20 protein-coding genes and 1 tRNA gene are annotated in these 18,687 nt (G+C 70.2%); 15 read left to right on the top strand and 6 right to left on the bottom strand.

What is annotated here, in order from left to right:
* The first annotated feature begins 4 nt into the window (after positions 1–4).
* The 6 genes from AC3A5Z_RS08870 (at position 5) to AC3A5Z_RS08895 (ending at position 6,910) form a co-directional block, all read left to right on the top strand.
* Positions 5–985, top strand: a complete 981-nt coding sequence (locus AC3A5Z_RS08870; protein WP_487519005.1) for an ABC transporter substrate-binding protein — start codon at positions 5–7, stop codon at positions 983–985.
* A 204-nt stretch (positions 986–1,189) separates the two neighbouring features.
* Entirely contained in the window at positions 1,190–2,464 is a 1,275-nt protein-coding gene (locus tag AC3A5Z_RS08875) for a helix-turn-helix domain-containing protein (protein WP_487519006.1), read from the top strand.
* Between the two features lie 101 nt (positions 2,465–2,565).
* Positions 2,566–2,934 (top strand): response regulator transcription factor, encoded by a 369-nt coding sequence (locus AC3A5Z_RS08880; protein WP_487519007.1) that lies wholly within the window; start codon positions 2,566–2,568, stop codon positions 2,932–2,934.
* A complete protein-coding gene (locus AC3A5Z_RS08885; protein WP_487519008.1) occupies positions 2,934–3,200 on the top strand; it encodes a hypothetical protein in 267 nt (88 codons plus the stop codon). Before AC3A5Z_RS08880 ends, AC3A5Z_RS08885 begins: the two co-directional genes overlap by 1 nt.
* Entirely contained in the window at positions 3,200–5,881 is a 2,682-nt protein-coding gene (locus AC3A5Z_RS08890; RefSeq protein WP_487519009.1) for an ATP-binding protein, read from the top strand. Before AC3A5Z_RS08885 ends, AC3A5Z_RS08890 begins: the two co-directional genes overlap by 1 nt.
* Positions 5,882–6,001: 120 nt before the next feature.
* Positions 6,002–6,910 carry a FliM/FliN family flagellar motor switch protein gene (locus tag AC3A5Z_RS08895; protein WP_487519010.1) on the top strand — a complete coding sequence of 303 codons (909 nt, stop codon included), beginning with the start codon at positions 6,002–6,004 and terminating at the stop codon, positions 6,908–6,910.
* A gap of 7 nt (positions 6,911–6,917) precedes the next feature.
* Here AC3A5Z_RS08895 and AC3A5Z_RS08900 read toward each other — a convergent pair whose 3' ends face one another.
* Positions 6,918–7,346 carry a protein tyrosine phosphatase family protein gene (locus AC3A5Z_RS08900; protein ID WP_487519011.1) on the bottom strand — a complete coding sequence of 143 codons (429 nt, stop codon included), beginning with the start codon at positions 7,344–7,346 and terminating at the stop codon, positions 6,918–6,920.
* A gap of 139 nt (positions 7,347–7,485) precedes the next feature.
* Here AC3A5Z_RS08900 and AC3A5Z_RS08905 point away from each other — a divergent pair, with 139 nt between their 5' ends.
* The 3 genes from AC3A5Z_RS08905 (at position 7,486) to AC3A5Z_RS08915 (ending at position 9,741) form a co-directional block, all read left to right on the top strand.
* The gene (locus tag AC3A5Z_RS08905) at positions 7,486–7,803 is read left to right on the top strand and encodes a TraR/DksA family transcriptional regulator (RefSeq protein WP_487519012.1); all 318 of its coding nucleotides are present in this window, start codon (positions 7,486–7,488) and stop codon (positions 7,801–7,803) included.
* A 24-nt stretch (positions 7,804–7,827) separates the two neighbouring features.
* Entirely contained in the window at positions 7,828–7,998 is a 171-nt protein-coding gene (locus AC3A5Z_RS08910; protein WP_487519013.1) for a hypothetical protein, read from the top strand.
* A gap of 78 nt (positions 7,999–8,076) precedes the next feature.
* Entirely contained in the window at positions 8,077–9,741 is a 1,665-nt protein-coding gene (locus tag AC3A5Z_RS08915) for an enoyl-CoA hydratase-related protein (protein WP_487519014.1), read from the top strand.
* Here AC3A5Z_RS08915 and AC3A5Z_RS08920 read toward each other — a convergent pair.
* Complete coding sequence (locus AC3A5Z_RS08920; protein ID WP_487519015.1) at positions 9,738–9,953, bottom strand: hypothetical protein; 216 nt, start codon at positions 9,951–9,953, stop codon at positions 9,738–9,740. The two genes, AC3A5Z_RS08915 and AC3A5Z_RS08920, sit on opposite strands and share 4 nt — an antisense overlap.
* Positions 9,954–10,103: 150 nt before the next feature.
* Here AC3A5Z_RS08920 and AC3A5Z_RS08925 point away from each other — a divergent pair, with 150 nt between their 5' ends.
* A complete protein-coding gene (locus AC3A5Z_RS08925) occupies positions 10,104–10,358 on the top strand; it encodes a DUF2312 domain-containing protein (protein ID WP_487519016.1) in 255 nt (84 codons plus the stop codon).
* An 89-nt stretch (positions 10,359–10,447) separates the two neighbouring features.
* On the opposite strand, the gene AC3A5Z_RS08930 is transcribed toward AC3A5Z_RS08925, so the two are convergent.
* Complete coding sequence (locus AC3A5Z_RS08930; RefSeq protein WP_487519017.1) at positions 10,448–11,320, bottom strand: hypothetical protein; 873 nt, start codon at positions 11,318–11,320, stop codon at positions 10,448–10,450.
* 89 nt (positions 11,321–11,409) lie between these two features.
* Here AC3A5Z_RS08930 and AC3A5Z_RS08935 point away from each other — a divergent pair, with 89 nt between their 5' ends.
* Entirely contained in the window at positions 11,410–13,071 is a 1,662-nt protein-coding gene (locus tag AC3A5Z_RS08935) for an ABC transporter permease (RefSeq protein ID WP_487519018.1), read from the top strand.
* Between the two features lie 45 nt (positions 13,072–13,116).
* Positions 13,117–13,191: transfer RNA gene (locus AC3A5Z_RS08940), tRNA-Thr, on the top strand.
* Between the two features lie 5 nt (positions 13,192–13,196).
* Here AC3A5Z_RS08940 and AC3A5Z_RS08945 read toward each other — a convergent pair.
* The gene (locus AC3A5Z_RS08945) at positions 13,197–13,712 is read right to left on the bottom strand and encodes a superoxide dismutase family protein (RefSeq protein ID WP_487519019.1); all 516 of its coding nucleotides are present in this window, start codon (positions 13,710–13,712) and stop codon (positions 13,197–13,199) included.
* Positions 13,713–13,829: 117 nt separating this feature from the next.
* On the opposite strand from AC3A5Z_RS08945, the gene lhgO reads away from it, so the two are divergent.
* Positions 13,830–15,020: an L-2-hydroxyglutarate oxidase gene (gene lhgO, locus AC3A5Z_RS08950; protein WP_487519020.1), complete on the top strand. Its 1,191-nt coding sequence runs from the start codon at positions 13,830–13,832 to the stop codon at positions 15,018–15,020.
* On the opposite strand, the gene AC3A5Z_RS08955 is transcribed toward lhgO, so the two are convergent.
* Both AC3A5Z_RS08955 and AC3A5Z_RS08960 read right to left on the bottom strand, forming a co-directional pair.
* Positions 15,017–15,571 (bottom strand): UbiX family flavin prenyltransferase, encoded by a 555-nt coding sequence (locus AC3A5Z_RS08955; protein ID WP_487519021.1) that lies wholly within the window; start codon positions 15,569–15,571, stop codon positions 15,017–15,019. The genes lhgO and AC3A5Z_RS08955 overlap by 4 nt on opposite strands.
* Complete coding sequence (locus AC3A5Z_RS08960; protein WP_487519022.1) at positions 15,568–17,061, bottom strand: UbiD family decarboxylase; 1,494 nt, start codon at positions 17,059–17,061, stop codon at positions 15,568–15,570. Before AC3A5Z_RS08960 ends, AC3A5Z_RS08955 begins: the two co-directional genes overlap by 4 nt.
* Before the next feature lie 121 nt (positions 17,062–17,182).
* Here AC3A5Z_RS08960 and ubiT point away from each other — a divergent pair, with 121 nt between their 5' ends.
* Entirely contained in the window at positions 17,183–17,707 is a 525-nt protein-coding gene (gene ubiT, locus AC3A5Z_RS08965; RefSeq protein ID WP_487519023.1) for a ubiquinone anaerobic biosynthesis accessory factor UbiT, read from the top strand.
* Positions 17,707–18,684, top strand: a complete 978-nt coding sequence (gene ubiU / locus AC3A5Z_RS08970; RefSeq protein ID WP_487519024.1) for a ubiquinone anaerobic biosynthesis protein UbiU — start codon at positions 17,707–17,709, stop codon at positions 18,682–18,684. Before ubiT ends, ubiU begins: the two co-directional genes overlap by 1 nt.
* Positions 18,685–18,687 lie beyond the last annotated feature (3 nt).

An 18,687-nucleotide genomic window follows, 5' to 3' on the forward strand; every position in this document is an offset into this window, starting at 1 on the left:
CGACATGAGGACATTGGTGACGGGCGCGGTCTTCGCGCTTCTGGCGGGCACGGCGCAGGCGCAGGATGCGGTGACGCTGCAGCTGAAATGGGTGACCCAGGCCCAGTTCGCCGGCTATTACGTGGCGCAGGATCAGGGCTTCTACGAGGAAGAGGGGCTCGAGGTCACGATCAAGCCGGGCGGTCCGGATGTGGCGCCGGTGCAGGTTCTCTTGGGCGGCGGCGCCGACGTGATGGTGGACTGGCTGCCCTCGGCGCTGGCCGCGCGCGAGCAGGGGGCGGCGATCGTCAACATCGCCCAGCCGTTCAAATCGTCGGGCATGATGCTGACCTGCCTGAAGGAGTCTGGCGTCGCCAGCCCCGAGGATTTCAAGGGCAAGACGCTGGGCGTCTGGTTCGGCGGCAACGAATACCCCTTCCTGAACTGGATGTCGAAGCTGGGGCTGGCGACCGACGGGTCCGAGGGCGGCGTCACCGTGCTGAAGCAGGGCTTCAACGTCGATCCGCTGCTGCAGAAGCAGGCGGCCTGCGTCTCGACCATGACCTACAACGAATACTGGCAGGTAATCGACGCCGGCCTCACGCCGGACGATCTGGTGGTGTTCAAATACGAGGATCAGGGTGTCGCAACGCTGGAGGACGGGCTCTACGTCATGGAGGAGAAGCTCTCCGACCCGGCCTTCGAGGAGAAGATGGTGAAATTCGTCCGCGCCTCGATGAAGGGCTGGAAATGGGCGGAGGAGAACCCCGACGAGGCGGCGATGATCGTGCTGGAGAATGACGACACCGGCGCACAGACCGAAGAGCACCAGAAGCGGATGATGGGCGAGATCGCCAAGCTGACCGCGGGCTCGAACGGCACGCTGGACGAGGCGGATTACCAGCGCACGGTGGATGCGCTTCTGGGCGGCGGGTCGGACCCGGTGATCTCCAAGGCGCCGGAAGGGGCCTGGACGCATCAGGTGACGGACAAGGCGCTGAACTGAGGACGCTGGCTTGAGACGAGGGGGCGTGCCTTAGGGCGCGCCCCCTTTGCGTTGCGCCGGTGGCCAGCGCCGGGGGAGGGGCTGTCTGCCCCTCCCCCGGACCCCCACCCCGAGGATATTTTTCCAAGGTGAGGGGGAAGGAAAGCGTTTGGCAAAGCGCTCGTTAACCTTGATAATTCTGTAAAGCGAGGGGGAGAGTTTGTCATGCCGATGACGGCGCTGACCGGGAGCCGGGTGCGGGAGAAGCGGCTGGCGCTGGGGATGCGGCAGGCGGAACTGGCGCGGGCGGCGGGGGTGTCGGCCTCCTACCTCAACCTGATCGAGCACAACCGGCGCCGGATCGGCACCGATGTGCTGGGGCGGCTGGCGCGGGCGCTGGGGGTCGAGGCGCAGGTGCTGGAGGCGGGCGACGAGGGCGTGCTGATCGAGGATCTGCGCGGCGCGGTGGCCGAGGGGGCCGAGGGCGGGGCGGCGGAGCTCGACCGGGTCGAGGATTTCGTCGGGCGCTTTCCCGGCTGGGCGGGACTGGTGGCGGCGCAGCACCGGCGGGTGACGCTGCTCGAACGCTCGGTCAATGCGCTGAACGACCGGATCACCCATGACAGCTATCTGAGCCAGGCGCTGCACGAGGTGCTGTCGGCGGTGAGCTCGGTGCGCTCCACCGCGGCGATCCTGGCCGAGACCGAGGATATCGATCCGGTCTGGCGGGCGCGCTTCCATGGCAACCTGCATGTCGACAGCGAGCGGCTGGCGGTGGGGGCCGAGGCGCTGGTGGCCTATCTCGACGGGTCGGCGGCGGAGGAGCAGGGCGTCGCCGCGCCGCAGGAGGAGGTCGAGGGCTGGCTGGCGGCGCGGGGCTGGCATCTGCCCGAACTGGAGGGCGGCGAGGCGGCGGCGCTGGAGCCGGAGGTCGAGGGCCTCGCTTCGGCGGCGGCGCGGGCGATGGCGCGGGGCTGGCTTGCGCGGCTGGCGGCGGATGCGGTGGCGCTGCCCCTGGAGCCGTTCCGCGCGGCGCTGTCCTCTGGCGATCCGGGGCTGGTGGCGCGGCAGTTCGGCGTGGGCATCGGCGCGGTGCTGCGGCGGGCGGCGCTCCTGCCGGGGTCGCAGGCCGGGCTGGTGATCTGCGACGGTTCGGGGACGCTGGTGTATCGCAAGCCGCCGGAGGGCTTTCCGCTGCCGCGGTTCGGCGCGGCCTGTCCGCTCTGGCCGCTCTACACCGCGCTGTCGCGGCCGATGCAGCCGGTTCAGGCGCTGGTCGAGACCGCGGGGCGGGGCCGCCGGCGGTTCCGGGTGCGGGCCTTCTGCGCGCCGGACCTGCCGCGCGGCTTTGCCGGGGTGGAGTTGCGCGAGGCGACGATGCTGATCGAGCCGTCGGTGGAGCCGGGCGAGGCGGTGCCGGTGGGCTCCACCTGCCGGGTCTGTCCGCGGCTCGCCTGCGTCGCCCGGCGCGAGCCCTCGATCCTGAGCGAGGTGGGCTGAGACCCTGACCGGGTTGGGGCTTTGACAGGGGGTGGCTTTGCCCCGATAGTCGCGGAAGGGCGACGTCAGATCGCCCGGCGCGACCGACTCGGGGGGAGACGATGGCGGCCCATGTCCTGCTGATCGAGGATGAGCCCAATATTGCCGAGGCCATCCGGTTCATCCTGACCCGGGATGGCTGGCGGGTCTCGACGCATGAGGGCGGCTCGGATGCGCTGGAGGCGGTGCGGACGGCGCGGCCCGACCTGTTGATTCTGGACCTGATGCTGCCGGGAATCAGCGGCTACGACATCCTGACCGCGATCCGCGCCGATCCGGCGACCGAGGCGCTGCCGGTGCTGATGCTGACCGCCAAGGGGCAGGGCCGCGACCGCGAGGCGGCCGAGCGCGCCGGGGTGAGCCGGTTCATGTCGAAGCCCTTCTCCAATGCCGAGATGCTGGAGCAGGTGCGCGCGCTGGTGGCGCGCTGATGGCGCGGCGGCCGATCTTTCTGGCGCGGCGCAGCTATCGGCGGCGGCGGCTCCGGGATGCGGCGCGGATGCTGCCGGTGTTCGGCGCCTTCCTGTTCCTTCTGCCGATCCTCTGGGCGCCGGGGCTGACCGAGCGGCGCGACACGGCGCCGGACGGCATCTATCTCTTCGGCACATGGTTCCTGCTGGTGCTGGTCGCGGCGGCGCTGTCGCCGGGGCTCAGCGCCGAGGCGGATGCCGATGCGGCGGAGGACGACGAGCGCTGATGCCGTTCAACGTGCTGGTCCTGTCCTGCGTCGCCTATGTGATCCTGCTGTTCCTCGTGGCCTTCATCGTCGAGCGGCGCGCGGCGCTGGGGGCGGTGCCCTGGCTGCGCTCGCCCATGGTCTACACGCTGTCGCTGTCGATCTATTGCACGGCCTGGACCTTCTACGGCGCGGTCGGCTATGCGGCGCGCTCGGGGCTGGAATATCTCACGATCTATCTCGGGCCGACGCTGGTCTTCATCGGCTGGTGGTGGGTGTTGCGCAAGCTGGTCCGGATCGGGCGACAGCAGCGGGTGACCTCGATCGCCGACCTGATCTCGAGCCGTTACGGCAAGTCTAATCTTCTCGGCGTGATCGTGACGCTGATCGCGGTGCTGGCGGCGACGCCCTATATCGCGCTGCAGCTGCAATCGGTGACGCTGTCGTTCAACGTCTTCGCCAGTGCCACACCAGAGGGCTGGGCCATGCCGGGGCGGGACGGCACGGCGATCTGGGTGGCGGGGGGGCTCGCGCTCTTCACCATCCTGTTCGGCACCCGCAATCTGGATGCCAACGAGCAGCATACCGGCGTGGTGACGGCGATTGCGGTCGAGGCGGTGGTGAAGCTGGTGGCGCTGCTTGCCGTGGGCGTCTTCGTGGTCTGGGGCATCGCCTCGGGGCCGGCCGACATCATCGCGCGGATCGATGCTTCGAGCATCGCAGACTGGCATCTGGAGCCGGGGCGCTGGGGCGGGCTGATGTTCTTGTCGGCGGCGGCGGTGATCTGCCTGCCGCGGATGTTTCAGGTGCTGGTGGTGGAGAATTCGGACGAGCGGCATCTGGCGACGGCAAGCTGGGCCTTTCCGTTCTACATGTTCCTGATGAGCCTCTTCGTGGTGCCGATTGCCGTGGTCGGGCTGCAGGTGATGCCGGAGGGCACGAACCCCGACCTCTTCGTGCTGACGCTGCCCTTGCACTTCGATCAGGGGGGGCTGGCGATGCTGGCCTTCCTCGGCGGCTTTTCCAGCGCGACCTCGATGGTGATCGTCGCGGCCATCGCGCTGGCGACGATGGTGTCGAACCATATCGTCATGCCGCTGTGGCTCTCGGCGCGGCCGACGCCGGCGGTGTCGGGCGACGTGCGGCGGCTGGTGCTGCTGTCGCGCAGGCTCTCCATCGCCGGGGTGCTGGCGCTGGGCTACGGCTATTACCGGATGTCGGGCGGGGCCGGGGCGCTGGCGGCGATCGGGCTCATTTCCTTCGTGGGGGTCGCGCAGATCCTGCCGGCGATGCTGGGGGGGATCTTCTGGCGCGGAGCGACGCGGGTGGGGGCGGTGCTGGGGCTGGGCGTGGGGTTCGGGCTCTGGTGCTACACGCTGTTCCTGCCCTCCTTCGGCGAGGCGCTGATGCCGGCGCGGGTGCTGGCCGAGGGGCCCTTCGGCATCGGCTGGCTGCGGCCGCAGGCGCTCTTCGGGGTCGAGGGCATGGACCCGCTGCTGCATGCGACCTTCTGGTCGATGGTGATGAATGCCACGGCCTTCTGCCTCGGGTCGGTGCTGACCTTCCCCGGTCCGGTGGAGCGGGCGCAGGGCGCGGCCTTCGTCAATGTCTTCGAGCGGGGCGGGCCGGGGCCGCTGGGCTGGGCGCAGGGCAAGGCCGAGGCGGAGGATCTGCTGGTGATGACCCAGCGGATCCTCGGCGAGGAGCCGGCGCTGGCGTTGTTTCAGGCCGAGGCGCGGGCGCAGGGCAAGGCGGGCTATCTGCCCGACCCGCTGCCCGCCTTCGTCGAGCGGCTGGAGCGCCGGCTGGCCGGGTCGGTCGGGGCGGCGACGGCGCATGCGATGATCTCGCAGCTGGCGGGGCGGGCGGCGGTCTCGGTCGAGGATCTGATGGCAGTGGCCAACGAGACGGCGCAGATCATGGAGTATTCGGCGCGGCTGGAGCAGCAGCAGACCGAGCTGACCCGCACCGCGCGGCAGCTGCGCGAGGTGAACGAGAAGCTGACCCAGCTCTCGGTCCAGAAGGATGCCTTCCTGAACCAGATCAGCCACGAGCTGCGCACGCCGATGACCTCGATCCGGGCGTTTTCCGAGATCCTGATGGAGGGAGGGCTGCCGGCGGAGGTCGCGGCGCGGCAGGCGGGGATCATCCATCAGGAGGCGATCCGGTTGACGCGGCTGCTCGACGATCTTCTGGACCTGAGCGTGCTGGAGAACGGCTCGGTGCAGCTGAACCTCGGTCTGGCGCATATCGGCGAGATGCTGGACCGGGCGCTGCAATCGGCGGCGCATACCCGGCCCGAGCGCAGCTTCGTCGTCCTGCGCGATCCGGGCGCGGAGGCGCTGTTCGTGCAGACCGATGCCGATCGTCTGGCGCAGGTCTTCATCAACCTGATCTCCAATGCCCGCAAATACTGCGACGCCGCCCGACCGGAGCTGCGGATCTCGGTCCGGCAGAAGGGCGGGCGGGTGACGGTGGATTTCGTCGACAACGGGTCGGGCATCCCGAAGGCCAGTCAGGCGCTGATCTTCGAGAAGTTCGCCCGGCTGAGCGACGAGACCCGGGCGGGCGGCGCGGGGCTCGGGCTCGCGATCTGCCGAGAGGTGATGGCCAATCTCGGCGGCACGATCAGCTATCTGCCGGGGCAGGGTGGCGCCGCCTTCCGGGTGACGCTGCCCTTGCGGCTGCAGAAAGCCGCCTGAGCCTAACGCTTTGGTAAGCCTGTCATGCGATGGCTGGGGGCGAGGATCAGCGGGGCAGACGTGGATCGAGGCGCAATCAGGCGAAAGATCGAGGCGTCGACCAAACCGGCGGAGGCGGGTTTGGCGGGGGCCGAACGCAGCTGGCGTCTGGCGCTGGCGCGCTCGGCACGCGACTGCTTCGCGCTGGATCTGGAGGTGACGCGGCTGACCTGCGACCGCCGCTCGCTGCCCGAACTGCTCGACATGCCGCCGGAGCTGGCGCTGATCGCGGTGCTCGAGGGCCCGAGAGAGGCGCTGGGGCTGATCGTGCTGTCGCCGCCGGTGCTGGCCGCGCTGCTGGAGGTGCAGACCATCGGCAAGGTCTCGCCCCACCCGCCGACTGCGCGCAAGCCGACGCGCACCGATGCGGCGATGGTGGCGGGCTTCATCGACATGGCGCTGGAGATGCTGGAGGACGGGCTGCAGACCGATCCCGACCTGATCTGGACCAGCGGCTTTCGCTATGCCTCCTTCCTCGACGATCCTCGCCCGCTGGGGCTGCTGCTGGAGGATTGCCCCTACCGCGTGCTGCAGACCGAGGTATCGCTGGCGCTGGGGGTGAAGACCGGGGGGCTGATGCTGGTCGTGCCCGCCGATGGCCGGGGCGAGCGTCCCGTGGGCATGGTCGATCTGCACGAACCGGCGGAGGAGCGGGCCTTTGCCGCGGCGCTGGGCGATCAGGTGATGGCGGTGGACTGCGTGCTGGAGGCGGTGCTGCACCGCATGACGATCCCGCTCTCGGCGGTGATGGCGCTGCAGTCGGGCGATCTGGTGCCGCTGCCGATGGCGGCGCTCGACCGCATCGGGCTGGAGGGCGGCGACGGGCGGCGGCTGGCCGAGGGGCGGCTGGGGCAGAACCGGGGGATGCGCGCGGTGCGACTTGCTCCCCCGGCGATGGTCGCCGCCCCGCAGATCGAGGAGGCCGAGGTGGAGGGCGAGGCGATGGAGATCGAGATGCCCGCCTTCGACTTCAGCGAAACCGAGGAGTGACGGACGCTCAGCCGCGCTGGGCCAGCGCCTCGATCTGGCCGCGCAGCCCTTCGAGCTGGTAGCCGAAGCGGGCGGGGGTGCCGATCAGCTCGTCGGTCGGCAGCTTGCCCGCATTGGCCAGCGCCCAGACCTGCGACGAGCGGTTGCCCGAGGCGCAATAGGCCAGAACCGGGCCGGTGGCTTCGTCCAGTGCCGCCCGCTGCGCCTCGACATTGGCCATGGTCATCGCCCCGCCGATCACCGGGTTGCGAACGTAGCTCAGGCCCGCGGCCTCCACCGCCTGCCGCATCGCGGCGTCCTGCAGCGCGCCGGGGATCTCGGCATCGGGGCGGTTGTTGATCACGACGGTATAGCCTGCCGCCTTCAGCGCGGGCAGATCCTCCGGCGAGATCTGCGGCGAGACGGCGTAGCTGTCGGTGAGCGGGCGGATTTCCATGGCGGCTCCTGTTGCGGCGCTTTTGCGGGGGACCATAACGGCGCGCTGGGGCGGAAGGAAGGCCGCTGACGAAACGTTGACCTGTGTCAAGGAGGCTCGGTGGTCCTTCGCCTAGGCTGGGGCAAAGGGAGACGCGCCCATGACCGATATCGCCAAACGCCGCCACCAGCTGACGGAACGGCTCGCCGATCTGGGCCAGCGGCTCGAGGGGATCGAGGCGGAGCTCGACTCGCATGATTCCCCCGACTGGGAAGAGCTGGCCACCGAACGCGAGACCGACGAGGTGCTGGAGAGCATGGGCGTCTCGGGCCAGCAGGAGATCCGCGCGATCACGGCGGCGCTCGCCCGGATCGACAGCGGCGATTACGGCTATTGCGTCACCTGCGGCGCCGAGATCGGCGACGCCCGGCTGGATGTGGTGCCCTATACCCCGTTCTGCCGCGGCTGCGCGGGCTGACGCGCGATCCGGAGGAGAGAAGAGATGAGGCTGATCGAAACCCGCAAGCCCGCCCCCGCGCGGGCGCCCCTGCCGGAAGACAAGCGCAGTCTGGCGGCGCTTCTGGCCGAATGGCAGGCGCTGTCGCTCTTGCTGCCGGTAACACCGCGCAGCGAGGACGAGATCGAGGCGAGCTTCGACAACCTGCCGGTCTGACGCCCTGCAGGCTTGCCAAGAGGCGTGCCCGCCCGCTTAAATGACGCGGAAGTCTTTTCCCCTGCGGCGGGAGAGCGGATGAGCGGGATCGAGCAGGCCATGCCCGCCCGAGAGGGCGCCGAGGTGCCGGTGCTGACGCCGGAAGACGCGGCGGGCTGCGCCGCGCTTTCCGCGGGGCTCGCGCGGGCGGTGGAGGCTGGGGTCGCTGCGGTGGTGATCCGGCTCGGGGGCGATACGGGCGCGCCGGGTGGGCTCACGCTCTCCGCGCTTTGCCAGCAGATCGAGGCGACACCGATCCCGGTGATCGCGGCGCTGCAGGGGCCGGTGCTGGACGGCTGGCTCGGTCTGGCGCTGGCGGCACATCTGCGGATTGCCGATGCGGAGGCGGAGCTCGGTTTTCCCGAGGTGCAGTCGGGGCTCTTGCCGGGGGCAGGAGCGACCCAGCGCCTGCCGCGGCTGATCGGCGCCGCCGAGGCGCTGCGGATGCTGCTGGAGGGGCAGCCGATCGGCGCGGCCGAGGCGCTGGCGCTGGGATTGATCGACGGGGTGGTGGAGGAGGGGCTGGAGGCGGCAGCCGTGGCGCTGGGCCGCGAGGCTGCGGGCGAGCCGCTGCCGACCTCCGCGCGGCGCGAGGGGATGCGCGACCCGCTGGCCTATGAGGCGGCGGTGGCGCGGGCGCGGCGAGCGACAGCCGGGCCGCTGCCTGCGCCGGGGCGGATCGTCGATTGTGTCGAGGCGGCGCTGCTGCTGCCCCTGGATCAGGGGCTCGCCTTCGAGGCCGCGGCGCTGGCCGAACTGGCGGAGAGCCCGGAGGCGGCGGCGCTGGGCTGGCTCGCAGGCGCGGCGCGGGCACCGGAGCGGCGGGGTGCGCTGGCCTTCGCGACGGCGGGCGTGCTCGGGACGGGGGAGGTCGCCGCGGATTGGGCTTTCGGGCTGCTGCGCGCCGGGCTCGCGGTGACGCTGGCGGGGGCGGAGCGGGAGGGGCTGGTCGCCGCGCTGGAGCGGATCGCGGCGCGGCAGGAGGCGGAGGTTGCGGCGGGGCGGATGACGCCCGAGGCGCGCGATGCCGACTGGGCGCGGCTGACGCCCGCGTTGGGCGGCGCGGCGCTGGCGGGGCTAGATCTCGCCTTCGAGGCGGAGGCGGTGCCGATGGTGGCGCTGCTGGGCGAGGTGCCGCTGCTGCTGCATCCGGGGCGCGGGACACTGGTGGAACTGGAGCTGCCGCCGGGCACGCCGGAGGCGGCGGTTGAGGCGCTCTCCGGGCTCTTGCAAGCAATGCGGCGCGAGGTGTTGCCCTGCGCGGGCGCGGTGGGGGCGCCGGTGCTTGCGGCGGGGGCCGGGGCGGTGGCGCATCTGCAGGCGCGGGGCGTGGCGGGCGATGCGTTGCGGGCGGCGCTGGCGCGCTTCGGCCTGCAGGATCTGGCGGTGCCGGGGGAAGGGAGCCAGCTTCCGGCGGCGGAGATCGTCGGACGGGTGCTGGGGGCGATGGCCAATGCCGGGACGGGGATGCTCGCGGCGGGTGTGGTGGCCCGGCCCTCGGAGGTCGATCTGGCGCTGGTGCGCGGCCAGGGCTTTTCCGCTTGGGAGGGCGGGCCGATGTTCTGGGCCGAGCGGCGCGGGCTGATGGTGCTGCGCCGCGAGCTGCGGCTCTGGGCGGAGGAGGCGCCGGAGCTCTGGCAGCCGGCACCGCTCTTCGACGCGCTGATCCGCGAGGGGCGCCCGCTTGCCAGCCTGAACCGTTAGCCGAGCAGGATGCCCAGCACCACGCACATCAGCCCAAGCGCCGAGACCCCGAGCGCGGCCATGTTCAGCATCACCACGCGCTGCAGCCGGGCGCGCATCTCCTCGTCGGAGAGCCCGGCCTTGCGTGCCCTGGTCGCGAGCAGGATGCACCAGACCAGCCCGGCCACCCCCGCCAGCGAGATCGCGGCCCCGATCCAGATCAGCCAGTCCATCGCGCTCTCCTCGTTCTACGCGCCCCGGGCCTACACGCGGCGCGGCTTCTGCGCAAGATTGCCGGTCGGAGCCTGCCTTGCCGCGAGCGCGCTTGAACCCGCCCCCCGGGAAGGGATAGGGAGAGGCCGGCAACCCGATGAGGCAGAACGATGAGCGACCCGCTGGATTCCTACAACGTCACCGCCGATGAGCTGCGCCAGTTCATCGAACGCTTCGAGACGCTTGAGGCCGAGAAGAAGGACGTCACCGAGCAGCAGAAAGAGCTGATGGCCGAGGCCAAGGGGCGTGGCTACGACACCAAGGTGATGAAGAAGGTCGTGGCGCTGCGCAAGCGCAAGCCCGACGACATCGCCGAGGAAGAGACGATCCTCGAACTCTACAAGACCGCGCTCGGCATGGCCTGAGGCCGGGGCTTCCGGGGCCAAGGCTTTTCAGAAAAAGCCTTGGCAAAAATCTTCTGAAGATTTTTGCGCGCGAAACGCGAGGGCGGCGGTCAGGGCGCCAGCAGCGTGACGCCGGGGATCCGGGCGATGCGCGCCACATCCGCCTCGTAGCCCGCAGTCATCAGCGCCAGCAGCTCCTCGGTCCAGCCCGGCATCTCCACCTCCATCTCGATCCGATCGGGCAGGGCGAACTTGTCGAGGAAGGCCGAGACGATGCGCCGCCGCTGCGCCGCCGTGGCAGGCGGATGCCCGGCGAGATAGGCGGTCAGCCGCGCCATCCCCTCGGTCGAGAGGATCGAGGCCAGAAGATCGCCGGTCTGCGCCAGCAGCGCCGGATCGTCGCAGCCGGCGACGGTCGTCACCACCTCGGGCCAGATCAGCGGCGTGTCCTCGTCGCACCAGACGGTGAGCGGCACCTCGGGGTTGAGCGCGCGGATGCGGGCGATCACCTCGGACCAGCGCAGCAGGCCGAGATCGCTGCCCTCGACGAAATCGGCATAGCTCTTGCCGCGCTGCTTCTGGAACAGCGCGGGCAGGAAGCTCGCGGGGTTGCGGATCGCCAGATGGAACTCGGCCTCGTTCTCGGGGAAGATCCGGGTGAAGGCGCGGATGCGCTCGGCGGCAGCGGGATAGAGCGTGCCGCGCAGAACCCATTGCGGATAGCTGAGAAAACTGTCCCAGGACAGGATCAGCCGCTCGGGCCGGTCCTGCTCGGTGATCTGCTCGAGCACCATCGCCTGCGTCTCGGGCGAGGCGGTCGCCCCCTTCAGCGTCACGGCCGTGTCGCGCAGGAGCGTGCGGTAGCGCGCGGGGCCGGGGACGACGATACCCTTGGCCGCAAGCACCTCGCGGCTTTTCAACAGACATTTCAGCAGCCGTTCCTCGTCGGTGCAATGCGCGCCGAGATGATAGACGATCCGCATGCCCGAAACCCCGGCGCCCACTGATTACCGCCGGGACTATAGGCGCATTTCTGGACAGTTAAACGGGTTTCCTGTAATCGGAATTCGCCATGCCCGAGCAAATCCGTCAACAGTCCCGCACGCCCATCCTGCCCCGCCTCGACGGCTGGTCGCTGGGGGCGGTGCTGATCGCCGCGCTGGTGCTGGCGCCGATCCTGTCGGTGATCTGGATCGCGTTCCACCCGGTCGAGAACATCTGGCCGCATCTGCTCTCCACCGTGCTGCCGCGCTATCTCGGGAATACGCTCTATCTGATGGCCGGGGTGGCGGTGCTGACGGCCTCGGTCGGGACCGGGGCTGCCTGGCTGGTGGCGATGTATCGCTTTCCGCTGTCGCGCTTTCTCGACTACGCGCTGCTCTTCCCGCTGGCGGTGCCCGCCTATGTGGGAGCCTATGCGCTGGCGGATTTCTTCGATTATTCCGGGCCGGTGCAGACCGGCCTGCGCGGGTTGATGGGCTGGCAGTCGATGCGCGACTACTGGTTCCCCGAGGTGCGGTCCCGCGAGGTGGCGGTGCTGGTGCTGTCGGCGGCGCTTTATCCTTACGTCTATCTGCTGGCCCGCGCCGCCTTCCGCGAGCAGTCGGGCGCCTCCTACGAGGTGGCGCGCGCGCTCGGCACCGGGCCCTGGGGGCTGTTCCGCCGTGTCGGTTTGCCGCTGGCCCGGCCCGCCATCGCGGCGGGGGTGGCGCTGGCCCTGATGGAGACGGTCGCGGATTTCGGCACGGTGGAGCATTTTGGGGTGCAGACGCTGACGGCGGGGATCTTTTCCACCTGGTTGACAGCTGGCAACGCGGGCGGGGCGGCGCAGATCGCCTCGGTGATCCTCGTGCTGATCTTCCTTCTGGTGGCGCTGGAGCGGCTGAGCCGGCGCAACGCCCGTTATCACCGGATGTCGCGCGGGGCGCGGCCGATCGTGCAGGCGGAGCTGCGCGGCGCGCGGGGCTGGGCCGCGACGGGGCTTTGCCTCTTGCCCTTCGGCATGGGCTTCCTGCTGCCGGTAGGCGTGATGCTGGGGCACGGGCTGCGCAACCCGGATGCCTGGGTGTCGTCGGGGCTGGTGCAGGCCCTGGTCAACACGCTGGTGGTGGGGGGCACGGCGGCGGGGCTGACGGTGGGGGGCGCGATCTTCCTCGTCTACGGGGTGCGGATGGCCGGGCGCGGGCTGCCGCGGCTTGTGCTGCCCCTGACCACGGTCGGCTATGCCGCGCCGGGAGCGGTGCTGGCGCTGGGGTTCCTCGTGCCGCTGGCGGCGCTCGATCACCGGCTGGCCGACGGGCTGGAGGCGCTGACCGGGCATGACCCGGGTCTTCTGCTGACCGGGACGGCGGCAGCGCTTGTGCTGGCCTATATCGTGCGCTTCTTCGGCGTGGCGCAGGGCGCGGTGGATGCGGCCTTCGGGCGGATCTCGCCCAGCCTGCCGATGGCCGCGCGCTCGCTCGGCCGGGGACCGGGGGGCACGCTGGGGGCGATCTATCTGCCGCTGATGCGGGGCTCGGTGGCGACGGCGCTGCTCGTCGTCTTCGTCGACTGCGTGAAGGAGCTGCCCGCAACGCTGCTCTTGCGGCCCTTCAACTACAACACCTTGGCAACGCGGGTGCATGAGCAGGCCAGCCTCGAACGGCTGGGCGATGCCGCCCCCGCCGCCCTTCTGGTGATGCTGGTCGGGCTGGCGGCGGTGGCCCTGCTGGCAAGGGCCAACCGCGCGCCCTAGCCGCGCTTGCGTCGGCGCGCGGCAGTTGCTACATGCTGCCGCGATGCCGGATTAGCACAGCGGTAGTGCAGCGGTTTTGTAAACCGAAGGTCGGGGGTTCGATCCCCTCATCCGGCACCATATCCTCATTCGATCACGGCACAGGCCAGACGGTCGCCCGCGGCGCCGCTGGGTTGGCTCTGGTGGTCGTCGGGACCGGCGTGGATCATCAGCGCGCGACCGCGGATGTCGGTCGCGCCCTCGACAAGCGTGACGAGCGGGTTCATCACCTGCGATTTCAGCGTCCCGTCGGCGGCGACATACTGGTTCGGCATGTCTCCCGAATGCGGGCCGGTCGCCGACTGATAGCCGTGCTCCACCCCGGTCGGGTTGAAGTGGCCGCCGGCGCTTTCATGCCCGGTGGTGTGGTCGCAGGTGCCGGTCTCGTGGACGTGGAAGGCCACCCATTGCCCGGCGGGCAGGCCGGTGAGGTCCAGGTCGATCAGCACGCCGTTGCGGATGCCGGTCAGCGTGGCGCTGCCGGCCTCGGCGCCTTCGGCGTTGACGAAGCTGGCGGTGGCCGTGGCGCTGGCGGCACCGTCCTGAGCCTGGGCGGCGCTGGCCAGAAGCAGGGCGGCGAGTACGGGAGCGAGTGTTTTCATGGCTTTTTCCTCCGTTAGGATCACGAAACCTGCGCTTGGCGCGGATGTTCCCGCGCGGGGGCCTTGTATGCCGCGCCGCATGCGGTGAAACTCGGGCCAGTATTTCAGGAGAGTCATATGGAGACGACGGATTTCACGATCGTGGGCGGCGGTATTGTCGGGCTGGCCACGGGGCTCAGGCTGCAGGCGCTGCATCCCGAGGCGCGCATCCTCTTGCTGGAGAAGGAATCGGCGGTGGCGCAGCATCAGTCGGGGCGCAATTCGGGCGTGATCCACGCCGGGGTCTATTACGCGCCGGGCAGCCACAAGGCGAAGTTCTGCGCGCAGGGCGTGTCGGCCACCAAGGCCTTCTGCGACGAGCAGGGGATACCCTACCAGCTCTGCGGCAAGCTGATCGTCGCGACCGATGCCGCCGAGACGGAGCGGATGGGCGCGCTCGAGACGCGGGCGCGGGCCAATGGCATCGAGATCGAGCGGCTCTCGGGCGAGGAGGCACGCAAGCTGGAGCCGAACATCTCGGCGGTGGCGGCGCTGTTGTCGCCCTCGACGGGAATCGTGGATTACGGCGCGGTCTCGGCGCGGATGGCGCAGCTCTTTCAGGAGCGCGGCGGGTTGATCCGGCTGGGGACCAAGGTGACCGGCGGGGCCGAGACCGAGGCCGGGCTGCGCATCGAGACGACGCGCGGGCCTTTGTCGGCGGGCAAGGCGGTGTTCTGCGGCGGGCTGCATGCCGACCGGCTGGCACGGATGTTCGGCGCAGCGGTGACCTTCCGCATCGTGCCGTTCCGGGGCGAATATTTCGCCATCAAGAACCAGCCCGCCGATCTGGTGCAGCACCTGATCTACCCGGTTCCCGATCCGGCGCGGCCCTTCCTCGGGGTGCATCTCACGCGCAAGATGACCGGCGGCTTCACCGTGGGGCCGAATGCGGTGCTGGCGATGAAGCGCGAGGGCTATCACAAGACCGATGTGTCCCTTGAGGATCTGGGCGACAGCCTGAGCTATTCCGGCTTCTGGCGGCTGATGGCGCGCAACCTCGGCCCGGCGATGGGCGAGCTTTCGGGGTCGCTGCTGCGGCAGCTCTATCTGAAGAAGGTGCAGAAATACTGCGCCCGGATCAAGCTGGAGGATCTGGCGCCTTACAAGGCCGGGGTCAGAGCGCAGGCGGTGGCGCCGGATGGCAAGCTGATCGACGATTTTGTCTTCGTCAAAAGCCGCCACTCGCTGCATGTCTGCAACGCGCCCTCGCCGGCGGCGACCTCGTCGATCCCGATCGCCGAGCATATCGTCAGCGAGCTGATGGCCTAGCTCCAGGCGCGGGCCTGCGGCGGGGCGATCTGCAGAAGATCGACCGCGCGGGCGGCGATCTGGTCGGTGAGGGCCTGGAGGTCGGTCGGGCCGAGGTAGAAGGCGGGGACCGGGGGGGCGACGACGGCGCCCATCTCGGTCACGGCGGTCATGTTGCGCAGATGCGCCAGCGTTAGCGGGCTTTCCCGGGCGAGGAGCACGAGGCGGCGGCGTTCCTTCAGCTGCACCGAGGCGGCGCGGGTCAGGAGGTTGTCGTCGAGCCCGATGGCGATGGCGGCGAGGCTGCGCATCGAGCAGGGGGCGACGATCATTCCCGCCACCGGGCAGGAGCCCGAGGCGATGGCGGCGCCAATATTGCCGATGGCATGGCTGCGGGTCGCGAGGGCGCGCAGGGCAGCGGGGGCCTCGGGGCCGATCTCCTCGACCAGCGTCCGCTCGCCCGCCTTGCTGATGACGAGGTCGATCTCGGCCCCGAGCCGCGAGAGGAGCCGCGCCGTCGCAAGCCCGAGCGCTGCGCCCGAGGCACCGGAGATGCCCAAAACCACTCTCATCGCCGTTGCCCCAGCTTGGCCAGAAGCGCCTCGGCAAAGGCCTCGGCCTCAGGCGCCTGGGCCATGACCTCGCCCCAGTCGCGGGCCGTCTCGGGGCCGATCTTGTTGGTCGCGTCGATGCCGATCTTGCCCGCCAGCCCCGGCTCGGGCGAGGCGAAATCGAGGTAGTCCATCGGCGTCCGGTCAAGGATCGTCACGTCGCGCGACGGGTCCATCCGGGTGGCCATGGCCCAGGCCACATCGTTCCAGTCGCGCGGGTTGATGTCGGCATCCACCACGATCACCATCTTGGTGTAGGAGAACTGCGCCAGCATCCCCCAGAGCGCCAGCATCACCCGCCGCGCCTGCCCGGGATAGCGCTTGTCGATCGACAGGATGGCGATGCGGTAGGAGCAGGCGGCCGGCGGCAGCCACAGATCGCGCAGCTCGGGGATCTGCTGGCGGAAGACCGGCAGCGCCAGCTCGTTGAACACCTCGCCGATCACCGAGGGCTCGTCGGGCGGGCGGCCGGTGTGGGTGGTGAGATAGACCGGATCGCGGCGATGGGTGATGGCCGAAAGCCGCAGCACCGGGAAGCGGTCCACCGAGTTGTAATAGCCGGTATGGTCGCCGAAGGGGCCCTCAGGGGCTGTCTCGCCGGGATGCACCCAGCCCTCGAGGATGATCTCGGCATTGGCGGGCACCATCAGCGGCACCGTCTTCGCCGCGACGAGCGGGGTGCGCGCGCCGCGCAGCACGCCGGAGAAGGTCAGCTCCGACACCTGCTCCGGCAGGGGCAGGGCGGCGCCCAGAAGCAGCGCCGGATCGCAGCCGAGGGCGAGGGCCACGGGCATCGGCTGGCCCGCGCGCTCCCACGTCCGGTGATGGCCGGCGCCGCCGCGATGGGCGAGCCAGCGCAGGATCAGCCGGTCATGCCCGATGACCTGCGCGCGGTAGACCCCGGCGTTGTAGGCGGCGGTATCCTCCTGCGCCGAGCCATAGGGCCGGGTCAGCACCACCGGCCAGGTGATCAGCGGCCCGGCATCGCCCGGCCAGCAGGTCGGCACCGGGATCCTGCCCATGTCGGGCGCGGTCTGCACCACCTCCTGCACCTCGGCGGAGCGCACCACCTTGGCCCGGGTGTTCAGCGCGGCCTGCAGATGCGGCCAGCGCGACAGCGCGTCGCGCATGCCGGCGACCGGGGCAGGGGTGCGCAGCGCGGCAAGAAAGGCGCCGAGCTCCGGGATCTGGTCCAGCGTCAGCCCCAGCCCCGCCGCCACCCGTTCGCGCGTGCCGAAGAGATTGGCCAGCAGCGGCATCGCGACGCGGCCCGCAGGCCCCGTCACATGGTCGAAGCGCAGCACCGGCCCGCCGGCGCGCAACACGCGGTCAGCGACAGCGGTTGTCTGCTGCTGCAGCGAGACCGGATCAACTATCCGCAATATCTGGCCTTTTGCGGCGCACCAGTCGGTGAAGGAACGAAGGTCGGGGAAGACGGGCAGGCTGCGCATCGGGGGCTTTCGGTCTGTTTCGTGCGGCCTAGCAGCCCGGCCAATGCAATGGCTTGATATACATCAATCCTTGCCCGCGACACGGCTGTTAGACCCGCCCCATCCGATCGGAAGGTGCGCCATGACCGCTTTGCCCACTCTCGCCCCGCCGCTGTCGCGGCTCGCCGGGCTTCTGCCGAAGCCGCCCGCCTCGGTGGCGCTGACCCTGCTCGCCCGCCGCATCGCCGCCCGCCACCCCGAGATCGTCTCGCGGCTCGGCTCCCATGCCGGGGCCAGCTTCGCGCTCGATCCGACCGACCTGCCGGTGGTGATGGTCCTGACCCTGCCGGGCGGCGTGCCGCGCATCCGGCTGCAGAAGGATGATGCCGGAACCGATTGCCGGATCTCGGGCAAGCTCTCGGCGCTGTTTGCGCTGGTGCATGGCGCGGTGGATGGCGACGCGCTGTTCTTCTCGCGCGATCTGGTGATCGCGGGGGATACGGCGGCGGCGCTGGCCCTGCGCAATGCGATCGACAATGCCGAGCTTGATATCATGGAAGAGCTGCAGCATCTCGCCCCGCCCTTGGCGCGGGCGCTGCGCCCGGTGGTGGCGCTGCTGGAGCGGCAAACCGGCGTGGCCCTGCACCGCGCCTCTGGAGTGAACTGATGGAACTGGTCTGCCCTGCGGGCACCCCCGCCGCCCTGCGCGCCGCCGTCGAGGCGGGCGCCCATTCGGTCTATTGCGGCTTCGCCGACGAGACCAATGCGCGCAACTTCCCCGGCCTGAACTTCTCGCGTCCCGAACTGGCCGAGGGCGTGGCCTTCGCGCATCGGCATGGCGCCAAGGTGCTGGTGGCGATCAACACCTTCCCCCGCGCCGGGGACGAGGCGATCTGGCACCGCGCCGTGGCCGATGCCAAGCGCGCCGGCGTGGATGCGGTGATCCTGGCCGACATCGGGCTGCTGGCCCATGCGGCGGCGCATCATCCGGGCCTGCGGCGTCATCTGTCGGTGCAGGCGGCGGCGGCCAATGCCGATGTGATCAACTTCTACGCCCGCGAGTTCGGCGTGCGGCGGGTGGTGCTGCCGCGTGTGCTGACCGTGGCCGAGATCGCCGCGATCAACCGCGAGACCGAGGTGGAGACCGAGGTCTTCGTCTTCGGCGGGCTCTGCGTCATGGCCGAGGGGCGCTGCTCGCTGTCCTCCTATGCCACCGGCCAATCGCCCAACATGAACGGCGTCTGCTCGCCCGCTTCGGAGGTGGAATATGTGCAGGAAGGCGCGCAACTGGCGGCGCGGCTTGGCAATTTCACCATCCACCGCGTCGGCGCCTCCGAACCCGCGCCTTATCCCACGCTCTGCAAGGGCTGCTTCACCTCGGGCGACGAGACCGGGCATATCTTCGAGGATGCCGTGTCGCTGAACGCGACCGAGCTTCTGCCGCAGCTGAAGAAGGCCGGGGTGACCGCGCTGAAGATCGAGGGGCGGCAGCGCTCGCGGTCCTATGTCGCGCAGGTGGTGCGCTCGTTCCGCGCCGCCGTCGATGCGCTGGAGGCGGGGCGGCCGATGCCGACCTCGGCGCTGGCCGCCCTGTCCGAAGGGCAGGCCTCGACCACCGGCGCCTATGCCAAGACCTGGAGGTAACAT

This window comes from Cereibacter sp. Soil_C_27, assembly GCF_057657095.1.